Origin of the sequence: Algibacter sp., from assembly GCF_049667265.1 — a bacterium.
Taxonomy (GTDB): Bacteria; Bacteroidota; Bacteroidia; order Flavobacteriales; family Flavobacteriaceae; genus Algibacter_B.
Genome location: NZ_JBATHX010000197.1, coordinates 1 through 13,397, shown reverse-complemented (window position 1 = coordinate 13,397; position 13,397 = coordinate 1). Strand labels below are relative to the sequence as shown.

Sequence of the window (13,397 nt, the reverse complement as noted above, 5' to 3'; positions counted from 1 at the left end):
TTTTTTGGTGTAATCTTTTTTACCAAAATGATTTGTTAAAGTTGCATCTGCCGTTTTTATTTGTTGAAAAATTTGCTCGTATTGTGTTTTTCTGCCTAACCATTTTTGATATTCAGTATCATATTCAGCTTTGGCATTCGCATAATCTGGATTATTGGTATCTCCACTTGCTAAAATTCTAACAAATTCTAATTGTTCATTATAGCCATCACCTAAAAAATTCCATCCATGGACATCATCTACATAGCCGTTTTTATCATCGTCAATTCCGTTTCCTGGAATTTCATCTTTATTGGTCCAAATAACATCGTTTAAATCTTCATGATCTATGTCAATTCCAGAATCTATAACGGCTACAATAACCTTTTTACCTTTTTTATTTTTTATAATTTCAGCATAAGCTTTATCTACACTCATTCCAGGAATGGTGTCTTTAACTAAATCTAAATGTCCCCAATTGTGTTTTTCTGCCTCTGTAAGTTCAGAAACTTTTAGTGGGGTTGTGTCAATATTTTCAACGGGTGTTGATAAAACTGGTGCAGTACCTCCACAGCCAGACATTAAAACTGCAAAAAATGCAGAAGTTGCTATTAATTTAATTGATCTCATGGTGTAATATGAATTAGTCATTTGTAAATTTATTTGAATATTTCTTGGGAAGTGTAAACATCTTTTAATCGAACGCCTTTTTCGGTGTTTTGAACCGTTATAATTTCATTTTGGGCATCGTGTTCCAAAAATAAATAGAAATTATTATTTGCAGCCATATTTAAAAAGCTTTCTTTTTCATTAAGTGTTAATAATGGCCTAGTATCATATCCCATAACGTATGGCAGCGGTAAATGGCCAACGGTTGGTAATAAATCGGCCATAAAAGCAATGGTTTTATTTTGATATTTTATTAAGGGAATCATTTGCTTATCGGTATGGCCATCAGCAAAAAAAATATCGAAACCAAGTTCGGAATTCTTAAGTAAATTATTTGCTGGAAGTGCGGTGAATTTTAATTGACCACTTGCTTCCATGGGTAAAATATTTTCCTTTAAAAATGATGCAATTTCACGTCTGTTAGGCTCTGTTGCCCATTTCCAATGGTCTTGATTGCTCCAAAAATGAGCGTTTTTAAAAGCCGGTTGGTAACCCGTTTTATCTTTATTCCATTGGATACTACCTCCGCAATGATCAAAATGTAAATGTGTCATAAACACATCGGTGATATCATCACGATGAAATCCGAAAGACTTTAAGGATTTATCTAAACTATAATCTCCCCAAAGATGGTAATAGCTGTAAAATTTATCAGATTGTTTGTTACCCATTCCTGTATCAATTAAAATCAGGCGATTGCCATCTTCAATTAATAAACATCGCGTAGCAATATCAATCATATTGTTGGCGTCGGCAGGGTTTGTTCTGTTCCACAAAGTCTTTGGTACAACGCCAAACATAGCGCCGCCATCAAGCTTTAAGTTTCCAGCATTAATTGGGTATAAATTCATAGGGATGTAAAATTAAGAAATCTATAGCAAATCCTATAAAAAGTTAAGAATATATTAAGAAATTACTTTCTTTAAACGTTTACCGAAGTCATAAAGTGCTTTAATTTCTTTCACACTTGCTAAACGCTCTTTTCCAAAAATTAATAATGCATTACCATTAGATTCAACATGATAATATGGATTGCTTTCAAAGAAATGCGTCACATCATCATTAAAAAACTTAGCAATGCCTGCTTCATTTTTACCTAGTAAATAGAAACGATTAGAAAAATCTTCATGATTTTCGATGGGAATATCTTTAAATCCAGCAAAAGCCGAAACTTTCTCAAGAAACCCTTCTTTGTCAAGGGTGAATTCTGGAATATCAAATTTTAAATCAATATGAAGCATGGTTTTTCTAAGGTCCTCTTTAGTTATTAATTCACCTTCTGAAAATTCAATATCAAAGAATGTGATTGCCCTATCATTATCAGATAATTTATTGTAAATATGGTTGATGTGCTTAGTTGCAAAAAATGAAAAGCTATTTAAAAATGACACCTTTTTGTGCCTTTTCGAGGTATAGGTTAAATTATAGTTTTTTGCCAAATTTTCCATACTTGTTTGACGCCTAGTTAAACTGTTTTTTATGATTTTTGGAACTGGAAGCAAACGCCTTGAGGCAAAAGGGTGTTTGGTTTCTGTGTCATGCATATCTAATCCAACCACATCAAAATGCCCACCGCGTTTATCAAACAATTCTTGATAATCATGAATGTTTTCTAAAACGGTATCGTCAACAAAGTTGCACAAAGAAAAATCTACAACAACATCTTTGTTTTCTGGAATAGCATTTAAATGTTTTTTTAGTCTGAAATAATTTATGAAGCTGCAAAAATGCTTAACACTTACATAGTAATTGTCTTTTTCACCTTGCTCTTTAAACATTAATACATTTGGTTTTAAAAAATTTCTAATAAATAAACCTATACCTAAATGCCTATTAATAATTACGTGAATAATAAAGGTAGTAATAACACCAGCAATGATACCAGTTATTAAGCCTATTTTTAAAGTTACTATGAGTGTTACAAAAAAGATGATAAGCTGCTCTTTACCAATAGAAAACATTTTGGTAATCACCTTTGGCGATGCTAATTTATATCCTGTAAACACTAAAATAGCCATAAGTGCCGGAAGTGGAATACGCGTAAGTTGTGTGCTAAAAAACACAATAAAAGCCACTAAAAATAGGGCGTGGAAAAAATTTGAGGATCGATTACTTGCCCCTTGATTAACATTAACCGAACTACGAGCAATAACTGTTACCACATTTAAACCTCCTAATAAGCCACTACCTATAGTTGCTACTCCAAGTGCTTTTAAATCTCTGTTTACATTCGAGCGCCTTTTTTCAGGGTCTAATTGATCAACCGCTTTAATGCTTAAAAGTGATTCTATACTTGAAATAAGCGTTAAGGCTAAAACGCTTCCTAAAAAGGCAAAACTCCAAATACCACTAAAATTAGGTGTTGGTATATCTGCAATAATTTTTTGAATACTTGGTATTCCAGAAACCATGTATTCTGGAGCAATTGGGTTTGGTTCGTGTAAAGCAAATTCAAAATAATAACTAAATCCAATGGATAAAATAACGATCCACATTGGGGCAGGAATAAGTTGTAAATATTTATTCCTGATTTTTGTATAAAAAAGCATAATAGTTAAACTTAAAATACCTGCAAAAGCGGCAAAAATTAAGCCTTTATTTTCATAATGAACCGCATCATTTATTGTGAATGGAATTTCTAAAAGATAATCAATTGTATCTGCTCGTTTAATTTTATGAGCAAGCATAATGTGAAATTGTTTTCCTAAAATAATTAGACCAATGGCTGCAAGCATACCTTGTATGGCTGAAGATGGAAAAAAATCGGCAAGAGCACCCATTCTAAAAAAACCAAGCAATAAAAGCAATACACCCGAAAACATAATGGCAACATAAGCACTTTCCAAACCTAAAGTGGTAATAGCAACCAAAAGCACACCAACTAAACCGTTTCCTGGCCCAACGATGGTAACATGGCTACCTCCTAAGATAGACACCACTATGCCGCCTACAATGGCAGCAATAATACCTGCAATGGGAGGTGCATCACTAGCCATAGCAAGACCTAAACCTAAAGGTAAAGCAATAAGACTTACTACAAAACCAGAAAAAATGTTTTTAGGTAAGGTTTTAAAAAATGTTTTTATGTTTTTATTTTTTTTATTCATTGAAGGATTAAAACATCGGTTGGTAATTCGGTTAAAATATGTTCTATATCATGGGGGAATAATCGATCCCAAAATGTCATTTTTGATGGGCCATTCATAATCAATAAATCGGCTCTTGAAATTTGTGCATAATGCCCTATGGAATATCCTCTTTTTCCAAAAATAGGCTGTAATTTTATGATTTTATTTTCAGTATATGCCTCAGGAATATGGGTGATTATTTGATTAACTCTCGAGTTTTCTCTAAGCTTAATACGCTCTTTAGCAATATTGGCACGCCTCAGCGATATATCATCATCAACTTTTACCGCAAGTTCATCTTGACTAATTTCCTCAACAATAGTTATTTTTTCAGATTGAAGTTGTTTAGCCACATAAAAGGCGGTAGTAATGGTTTGCTTGGTTTTGGGGTCTTTTAAACCATTTACTACAATGTGTTGGCAAGGAACTCGTTCCACAGATGGTTTAATTAATAATAAAATGGAGCATTTTGCTTGTCGGGTAATTTTTCTAGCTATAGAGCCTATATAGTATTTAAGAATCTTTTCGCGTTTAACTGCTCCTAGAATTAATAAGTCTATTTTTTTTTCTTCAGAAATGGATAAAATGACATCAACCGGATCACCAGGTTTAAAAACAACTTCATAATCGAGTTTATCTTTTTCAAAACTTTTTAGAATGATTTCCAGCATGTTAGTTTTTTCTTCGGAATGGTCGCCTACATGAATTAAAAACAATTTTGCTCCGAAAAAAACCGACAACCTAGCTGCCTCAAAAAGGTTAGCTTTTAAGTTTGGGGAATATGCTACCCCAATTCCAATACTTTTAAAAGGCTTTAAATACACAAGTTTTATTAAGTTTTTATGCAAAAATTGAAAGATAACATTTTTTGAAAACATAAAATCATGGGTTTTACTTAAATTCGTGTTTTAAAAAACAATTTAGCCTATGTTAGAACTCGCAGGAATTATCATTTTAGGAATATTGGCACAATGGGTAGCATGGAAATTCAAAATACCAGCTATTTTACCTTTAATTTTAATTGGTCTTCTAGTTGGCCCAATTGCAGCAGAGTATTTAAGTGAAGATGGCTCAAAATGGATTGAACCTATTTGGAATGGAGAAAAAGGATTATTTCCTGGAGATGGCTTGTATTACTTTGTTTCGTTAGCCATTAGTATTATCCTTTTTGAAGGTGGTTTAACTTTAAAACGTTCTGAAATTGAAAATGTAGGCCCTGTAATTACTAAATTAATTACACTAGGTTCTGCCGTTACTTTTTTCGGCGCTGGGGTATTGGCTCATTTTATTTTTGAGTTAAGTTGGCAATTGTCCTTTTTGTTTTCTGGGTTAATAATAGTTACTGGCCCAACTGTAATAACACCTATTTTAAGAAATATTCCGCTTAAAAAAGATATTTCAACCGTTTTAAAATGGGAAGGTATTTTAATTGACCCCATTGGGGCATTGGTAGCGGTATTGGTATTTGAATTTATTAGCGTAGAAGGCGATAGTGGTTTTACAAAAACGGCATTAATGGAGTTTGGTAAAATTATTCTTTTCGGAACTACATTCGGGTTTACCTTTGCGCATGCTTTGGCATTCGCTATTAATAAAAAACTTATTCCGCATTACTTATTAAATGTGGTCTCTCTATCAACTGTTTTATTGGTTTTTGTTGAATCTGAAGTTTTTGCTCATGAATCAGGGTTACTTGCTGTTGTGGTAATGGGAATGGTAATAGGTAACGGAAAACTTCATAATTTAAAGGAGTTACTGTATTTCAAGGAGTCACTTAGTATTCTTTTAATATCCATATTATTTATTCTTTTGGCTGCCAATATCAATATTGAAGATATGTTATTGCTTTACTCGTGGAAAACGGTAGTGCTTTTTGCTGCCGTAGTGTTTTTAATTAGACCTGCAGCAGTATTTTTAAGTACTATGGGCTCTAAATTAAAAACAAATGAAAAGATTTTTATAAGTTGGGTTGGGCCTAGAGGAATAGTGGCTGCTGGTATCGCATCGCTTTTTGGTAGCAAACTTTTAAAACAAGGGGTTGAAGGCGCAGAATACATTACGCCGCTTGTTTTTATGATTGTATTAGGAACCGTTTTATTAAACGCAACTACTGCAAGACTATTTGCAAAAATGGTTGGTGTATTTCTAAAAAAATCGGAAGGTATTTTAATTATTGGCGCATCAAAAGTATCAAGATTATTGGGGCATTATCTTGCAACTAATGGACGACACGTGGTACTTATTGATAGTAACGATAGCAATATTGCAAGAGCGAAAGAATTAGGTTTAGAGGCTATAAGCACAAATATTTACTCTGATACGTTATTGGATAATATTGAACTAAGTGATGTTGGTTTTATAATGGCATTAACAGGCAATCCCGAAATTAATAAATACGCTATTAATAAATTTGGAAAGCAATTTGGTGAAAATGGGTCTTATAGATTGGTGACCACGCAGGAAATGTTAGATGACACAAACAACCCAAAAGAAGGCTTATTTTCTCATAAAGATGATTATAGTGCTTTATTGGAATTAACTCGGGCATATCCATCTATTCAAGAAATTGATTTAGAAGATAAAGCACATTATGATGAATTGATAAAAATTTCAAATGACGATCCTGATATCATCCCTTTATTTGTGAAAGACAATGAAGGTGAGTTCCATATTATTTCATCTTACAATTTGGAGTTTCAAAACATCAAGGATGGTTATCAATTGGTTTATTTAGGAAAACCCTTTGATGTTGAAGCGGTGCCGACTGTGGAGCCTCAAGTAGGTAATGATTAAATCTTTTGTTTTTCATTTAACAATTTTGTGAGGCCTTTTAATTGTTATTTAAATCAGTATTAGTATTATAAAAAAGCCTTTCTTTTAAAAGAAAGGCTTTTTTATAATTATTAAACGGGTATATCTAACCTATAATATGTAGTGCTGTAAATTCCTTTGCAAGCGTAAAAGTATTATTGCCATTTAGTTTAAGGTCTTTAAATGGAATTTCAACATTATCAACTTCTACTTTAGAAATTTTGAATGGCAAACCATGTAAACTTACTTTAAACGTTTTGTAAGTTGTTGTGAACTTACCCGATTTATGTTGTTGAATAATTAACTCATTTTTCTTTCCTGACAGCTTAAAGTCCCTTAAACTAAAACGGCCTTTTATATAATCATAACCATCGGTTGCATCTTCATAAACTTGAGAAGTTTCTTTACCTTCAGTATAATATACATCTAGCATTAGCTCATCAATAGTTTTTTCACCTACGTATTGTTGGATAGGATATTTAGGAATTATAGCTCCTTCTTTTACAAAAATTGGCATACTATCCAAATCGGCATCAACCCAATGTTCTGTGCCACCTTCTATTAATTCATCGGTCCAGTAATTAAACCATTTTCCTTCAGGAATATACATGCGTCTTCCTTTTTGGTTTGGTCCTGTAATAGGGCATACAAGTAACTTTTCACCAAATATAAACTCATCATTTCGGTAATATGTTTGCAAGTCATTTTGATCGTATAATACCAATGATTTTAAGATGGGAACACCATCTTCAGCATATCTCCAAAACGCAGTATACAAATAAGGTAGTAATTGATATCTTATTTCAATAAACTTCCTTACAATATCTGTTATTTTTTTCCCAAATGCCCAAGGTTCTTGATCACCATGGTCTCCAGAGGAGTGTGTTCTGCAAAATGGATGGAAAATCCCTAACTGAATCCAGCGCGCATATAATTCGCCATCTGGTTGTTCTGCAAACCCTCCAATATCAGAACCTACAAACGAGAAACCCGACATACACATGCGTTGTGCTTGCAAATTAGCAATATTTAAATGATCCCAGGTTGCTACATTATCTCCAGTCCAGGTTGATGTATAACGCTGCGTACCTGAGTAAGCTGCTCTTGTAATAACAAAAGGTCTTTTTGGGTAAGAGAATTTCTTTAAACCCTGGTATGTAGCTCGCGCCATTTGCATACCATAAATATTATGTGCTTTTCTGTGGCTACAAGGGTTTCCGTCGTAATCATGTCTAACATCATTAGGGAATGTTTTTCCAGGAACATCCATTACCGCTGGCTCGTTCATATCGTTCCAAACTCCTTTTACGCCAATATCTTCTACTAATTCTTTAAACAAGTTAGACCACCATTCCCTTACCTCCGGATTTGTAAAATCGGGGAAGTAACACTCACCAGGCCAAACTTTACCTTTCATATAAGGGCCATCTGCACGCTTACAGAAATAATCTTTTTCAAGACCTTCTCTAAAAATAGAATAATCCATATCTATTTTAATTCCTGGATCAATAATAACAATGGTTTTAAAGCCATCATCGGCTAATTCCTTAACCATTCTTTTTGGGTTTGGAAAATATTCTTCGCTCCAAGTAAAGCATCGAAACCCTTCCATATAATCAATATCTAAATAGATAGCGTCACAAGGAATTTTTAATTTTCTAAATTTAGAAGTAATTTCTTTAACATTAGATTCTGGGTAATAACTCCATTTGCATTGGTGGTAACCCAATGTCCATAATGCTGGCATTTCGTGGGGTTTACCTGTTAAATCAGTATAGTTTACAACCACATCTGACATTTCTGGGCCATAAATGAAATAGTAATTCATTTCGCCACCTTGTGCCCAAAAACTTGTTATGTTTCTTCGTTCATGACAAAAATCGAAAAAAGATCTAAAGGTATTATCGAAAAATATACCGTAAGATTTTTTAGTATGTAATGCAGTAAAAAACGGAATGGTTTTGTAAATAGGGTCTGAGTCTCTGCCATAAGCAAAAGAATCTGTTACCCAGTTTTCAAATCGTTTTCCCTTAAGGTTATTATCTACAGGCTTATCTCCTAAACCGTAAAAACTTTCGCCGGGTTGCGCTGTTTTAGACATTTTCACAATATCTCCGCCATTCTCATAACTTTCTTCCCAATGGAAACCGATCTCATCTTCGCAAATTAAAGTATTATCTTTTGCATCATAAATAGATGAACGTAAATCCAATTTTGAAATATGACAAATTAGTTTCGCTGTTGTGATGATGTATACGTCAGCATTTTCAGTAACTTCTAAATGGTTATAACCTCTACTTGCATATTTGGTTATAGCATATGAAAAATCGTTTTCAAATATTCCTGTTGTTGTAAACCTAAATCTGAGGATACTATCTCTTCGCACAGTAACCTCTAATACAACGCCGTTTTCAGTAGTAAATGATAGGACGTTGAGGTTCTTTTTGTATGAAATTATTTTTGTTGGAAATAAATTCCCTTTATATTCTAATTCTTGATTTAATATCATAAAATGACGGGTCAATAATAATTGACGAAAATACTAAATTTTAAAGACCTTGAATATTTTTTTTATAAAAAATAGACTATTATTATTGAATAAAAACCATAAAAACCCTTTTAAATTGTGGATAGTTTAATGGCATGTAATTGAGCAGATTTTGGTTGCTTAAATCAGGTTTTTAAACGGTGACTAAAAATATGTTTTAAAAAACAAACCATTTACCTTTTTGAAATAAAAAAATGATTCAAAAAGATAAATGGAGTCATTACTTTTGAGGATGTAAAAGCTTATTTAAACTTAAATACCGTTACTGCTAATGGCGGCAGCGTTATTTCAGCTGAATAGTCTTTTCCATTCCATGCTTCTTTTTTAATAGTTGTTTCTTTTTTGTTTGCTATACCACTTCCGCCAAACTCCTCGGCATCACTATTAAATATTTCAATGAGCTTACCTTTTGCTGTAACTCCAATTTTGTAATTTTTTCTAACAGCTGGTGTTAAATTGCAAACGACTACTACGTTATCTTTTTCTTTATAGCCTTTTCTAATATAAGAAATCACGCTGTTTTCGTAATCGTCGTAACTTATCCATTCAAAACCCTCTCCGCTAAAACCTTTTTCATAAAGGGCTGGCGTGTTTTTATAAATAGTATTAAGCGCCTTATAATAGTTTAGCATATCTTGATGTGGCTTAAATTCCAGCAAATTCCAATCTAAACTTTCTTGGAAATTCCATTCGTTATATTGCCCGAATTCACTTCCCATGAATAGTAATTTTGTTCCTGGATGTGTAAACATGTAGCCGTATAATAAACGAAGATTAGCAAATCGTTGCCACTCATCACCTGGCATTCTTCCTAAGATGGAATTCTTTCCATAAACCACTTCATCATGTGAAAGAGGAAGCATAAAGTTTTCAGTAAACGCATAAGCTAAACTGAAAGTAATTTCATTATGATGATATTTTCTGTATGCTGGGTCTTTGGAAAAATAATCCAGAGTATCGTGCATCCAACCCATCATCCATTTCATTCCGAAACCTAAGCCACCAACAAATGTTGGTTTAGAAACCATTGGAAAAGCTGTAGATTCTTCAGCAATAGTTTGTGTGTCTGGAAATGATGCATAAATTTCTTCATTTAGCTCTTTCAAGAAACTTATTACAGCTAGGTTTTCTCTTCCGCCGTACATATTTGGTTCCCATTCACCATCTTCTCTTGAATAATCAAGGAATAACATGGAGGCTACAGCATCAACACGCAAACCATCAGCATGGTATTGATCCATCCAAAAAGCCGCATTACTTATTAAGAACGAGCGTACTTCATTACGTTCATAATTAAAAATTAAACTTTTCCAATCTTGGTGGTACCCTTTTCTTTTGTCTGGATGCTCATATAAATGCGAACCATCAAAGAAGCCTAGTCCGTGTGCATCTTCAGGAAAGTGTGATGGTACCCAATCTAAAATAATACCGACACCTGCTTGATGTAATTTATCAACTAGATATTTGAATTCTTCTGGGTAACCAAAACGCGATGTAGGTGCAAAATACCCTGTAACTTGATATCCCCAAGACGGATCGTAAGGAAACTCCATAATTGGCATGAGTTCTACATGTGTAAAATTCATTTCTTGTACATAGTTTACTAAATCATCAGCTAACTCAAAATATGATAAAAAGCGGTCTTCTTCAGCATGTCTTTTCCAAGATCCTAAATGAACTTCATAAACAGAATAGGGTGCATCAATGGCATTATTCTTTTTACGAGTTTTCATCCAGTCTTTATCTTTCCACTTATAATCGTCGTCCCAAACTATCGATGCTGTTTTCGGGTTATGCTCATAACGCCTTGCATAGGGATCTGCCTTTTCAGTTTTTATATCGTTATTATGACTTTGAATTTTGTATTTATAAGAGTCACCTTTCCCAATAAGCGGAATAAAACCTTCCCAAATACCACTAGAATCCCAACGAACGTTTAATTGGTGCTCGCCTTCCATCCAATAATTAAAATCGCCAATTACAGATACTTGTTTTGCTGTAGGCGCCCAAACCGCAAAATAGACACCGTCAATACCATCAACAGTAACAAGGTGGGAGCCCATTTTTTCATAAAGTCTAAAATGCTTTCCAGCTTTGAAAAGGTTAATGTCAAATTCGGTAAATAAACTGTGAACTTTTACTTGTGCCATAAATTAATGATTTATAATATTAGATATTCCTTTTAAAGGAATGACCGCCCATTGTGGACGAGAGTTAAGTTCGTAACCTAACTCATATACTGCTTTTTCAAGTAAGCAGTATTTTAAAATAAAAATACGCTCTTGATTGTATCCTAAATTTAAATTTGCGTTTTGTGTTTCGGTTACATAAGTACCTAAAAACAAACCGGTAATATATCTGTATAAAACCTCGGAAGCTTTAAACAAATCCCCTTGTGTGGCTTTATAATGTGTTTTGCTATGGTTAAAAATAGTGGCATAAATAGCATAATGAAAGGACCTGAATAAGCCTGCAACATCTTTTAAAGGCGGTTGTTTTACTTTTCTGTCTCGAATGGTACTTTCTGGTTCCCCTTCAAAATCTAGAATGTAAAAATCGTTGTCTTTTACTAAAACTTGACCCAAATGATAATCGCCATGAACCCTTATTCTTTCTCCTTTTAATTTGGTCCAATCAAAATCTACAAAACGCTTTCTTATTATATTTTTTTTATCAAGAAATTCCTGTGCTAGGGTGGACGCTAATCCATCTAACTTATCCAGGCTATTTTCAATAATATTTAATCTGTTTTGAAACTGATAAAGCATTTTGTTTTTTAACCAAACCGTATAGTCACCATTGTAATGTGCTGGTGTAAAGGCTGTTTCTTCAAACTCCGAACCTAAAGTAATGTGCATTTCTGCAGTACGTTTAGCCAAAGTTTTAATTTGATTGAATAAATTTAAACCTACCCAGTCTATAATTTGAGGCGGAATATTTTCTATGGTTAATCTTTGAAATAACTCTGTGTTAGGAAGTTTATCAATATCTATTTTTTTAGATTCTAAATTTGAAAATACGATATGCAATTCTTTCAGCATATAATCCCAAGCATCACCTTCATTTGGTATCATTTCTTGCATTAAACCAATGGTAATATTTGTGTCTTCCGAATCCACTAAATTAATACTTCCTAAATACGAAGGTGTGTTTTTAAATTCTTTTTTTTCTGATAAAAATCGACTCATTTCGTAATCAGGATTTTTATCGGCAAAAATTCTTCTAAAAAATTTTAACACATACTTTTCGTTATAAACTATTGAGGTGTTGCTTTGTTCCAGACCCATAAACCGAGACGATTCATAAGTTTTATTATGAAACAAATGACTTTTATGATACTGAACTTTTGTCGTGTCTTTTGGCGTTGCCGTGGCAATTCGCTCAAAAACTAATTTCCTGAAAGATTCTAGATTTATTGCGTCTATAATATAACCCTCTTGATTATTAAGGCTAATGGGAAGAATCCTATCATTTTTTGCAAAATTTTTGTCGGTTACAAAAGCAATTGGTAAAAAATAATGCTGATAAAAAGCCTCAACAAAATCAACCTCAAGGATAAGTCCAAAATAAACTTCACCATGCTGCTGAATTTTAAAATATTCAGCAAGTTCTATATATTTTAATTGACTAGATTTTCCTCCGTACCAACGTTGTTTAGTAATGTAAGCCTCCAAAACATCAGATAGAAACGTTTTTAAAAACGCCTCATTTTCTAGCAAAACTTCCCATGAGTCGGTAGACTCAAAAAGAGGTTTCATAGATGATATTGAGGCTTCTTCAGTCATAAAACTTATTTATTAATCTTGAAGATATGAAATGGCATAGTAGGGTGCAATTCTACAAAGCACCATTCGCTATTCCAATTGTAACGACTATCTGTAATTAAATCGTGCATTTCAAGATTATGTCCGTGATGTACACCAATATCATGCAAAGGTACTTGTACGGTGCCTTGTTGCGAATTGTGAGAGTCTAAACTGATTATAACAAATATTTGGTTTGTTCTGTCATCATTCCACTTATAGAAAGCCAATAAATTATCGTTTCCTATATGGCAGAATTTAATATTATTAGTTTGTTGAAGCGCAGGATTATTGTGCCGTATATAATTAATTTTTGCAATAATGGTGATTAGTTTATTCTTGATTTCCCAGTTATAGTGCGTTATTTGAAATTTTTCAGAATTTAAATATTCTTCTTTTCCAAGTAGCGATTCAGATAACATATATTCGAAAACAGGTCCATATATTCCAATACTAGAA

The 13,397-nt window shown here is 33.1% G+C and carries 8 protein-coding genes and 1 pseudogene; 1 reads left to right on the top strand and 8 read right to left on the bottom strand.

The window, feature by feature from the left end:
- The 4 genes from WBN21_RS07570 to WBN21_RS07555 all read right to left on the bottom strand — a co-directional run.
- Positions 1-609 (bottom strand): S8 family serine peptidase (locus WBN21_RS07570; RefSeq protein WP_424198982.1); only part of this gene is annotated, 609 nt, incomplete at its 3' end.
- Between the two features lie 29 nt (positions 610-638).
- Positions 639-1,499, bottom strand: coding sequence for an MBL fold metallo-hydrolase (locus WBN21_RS07565; protein ID WP_424198980.1), 861 nt, complete (start codon positions 1,497-1,499; stop codon positions 639-641).
- Between the two features lie 54 nt (positions 1,500-1,553).
- Complete coding sequence (locus tag WBN21_RS07560; protein ID WP_424198978.1) at positions 1,554-3,755, bottom strand: SulP family inorganic anion transporter; 2,202 nt, start codon at positions 3,753-3,755, stop codon at positions 1,554-1,556.
- Complete coding sequence (locus WBN21_RS07555) at positions 3,752-4,654, bottom strand: universal stress protein (protein WP_424198976.1); 903 nt, start codon at positions 4,652-4,654, stop codon at positions 3,752-3,754. The genes WBN21_RS07560 and WBN21_RS07555 overlap by 4 nt, the downstream gene beginning before the upstream one ends.
- Positions 4,655-4,703: 49 nt before the next feature.
- On the opposite strand from WBN21_RS07555, the gene WBN21_RS07550 reads away from it, so the two are divergent.
- A complete protein-coding gene (locus WBN21_RS07550; protein ID WP_424198974.1) occupies positions 4,704-6,569 on the top strand; it encodes a cation:proton antiporter in 1,866 nt (621 codons plus the stop codon).
- Between the two features lie 124 nt (positions 6,570-6,693).
- On the opposite strand, the gene WBN21_RS07545 is transcribed toward WBN21_RS07550, so the two are convergent.
- The 4 genes and pseudogenes from WBN21_RS07545 to WBN21_RS07530 all read right to left on the bottom strand — a co-directional run.
- A complete protein-coding gene (locus WBN21_RS07545; RefSeq protein WP_424198972.1) occupies positions 6,694-9,096 on the bottom strand; it encodes a glycoside hydrolase family 31 protein in 2,403 nt (800 codons plus the stop codon).
- 281 nt (positions 9,097-9,377) lie between these two features.
- Positions 9,378-11,285: a 1,4-alpha-glucan branching protein GlgB gene (gene glgB / locus WBN21_RS07540; protein ID WP_424198971.1), complete on the bottom strand. Its 1,908-nt coding sequence runs from the start codon at positions 11,283-11,285 to the stop codon at positions 9,378-9,380.
- A 3-nt stretch (positions 11,286-11,288) separates the two neighbouring features.
- Complete coding sequence (locus WBN21_RS07535; protein WP_424198969.1) at positions 11,289-12,920, bottom strand: trehalose synthase; 1,632 nt, start codon at positions 12,918-12,920, stop codon at positions 11,289-11,291.
- A gap of 5 nt (positions 12,921-12,925) precedes the next feature.
- A pseudogene (locus WBN21_RS07530) lies at positions 12,926-13,397 on the bottom strand (alpha-1,4-glucan--maltose-1-phosphate maltosyltransferase); the annotation flags it as partial.

What these genes read in the sequence shown, in the direction of transcription:
- glgB (WP_424198971.1), bottom strand. Translation starts at nt 11,285, where the DNA reads ATGGCACAAGTAAAAGTTCACAGTTTATTTACCGAATTTGACATTAAC.
- WBN21_RS07555 (WP_424198976.1), bottom strand. Translation starts at nt 4,654, where the DNA reads ATGTTTTCAAAAAATGTTATCTTTCAATTTTTGCATAAAAACTTAATA.
- WBN21_RS07550 (WP_424198974.1), top strand. Translation starts at nt 4,704, where the DNA reads ATGTTAGAACTCGCAGGAATTATCATTTTAGGAATATTGGCACAATGG.
- WBN21_RS07565 (WP_424198980.1), bottom strand. Translation starts at nt 1,499, where the DNA reads ATGAATTTATACCCAATTAATGCTGGAAACTTAAAGCTTGATGGCGGC.
- WBN21_RS07535 (WP_424198969.1), bottom strand. Translation starts at nt 12,920, where the DNA reads ATGACTGAAGAAGCCTCAATATCATCTATGAAACCTCTTTTTGAGTCT.
- WBN21_RS07560 (WP_424198978.1), bottom strand. Translation starts at nt 3,755, where the DNA reads ATGAATAAAAAAAATAAAAACATAAAAACATTTTTTAAAACCTTACCT.
- WBN21_RS07545 (WP_424198972.1), bottom strand. Translation starts at nt 9,096, where the DNA reads ATGATATTAAATCAAGAATTAGAATATAAAGGGAATTTATTTCCAACA.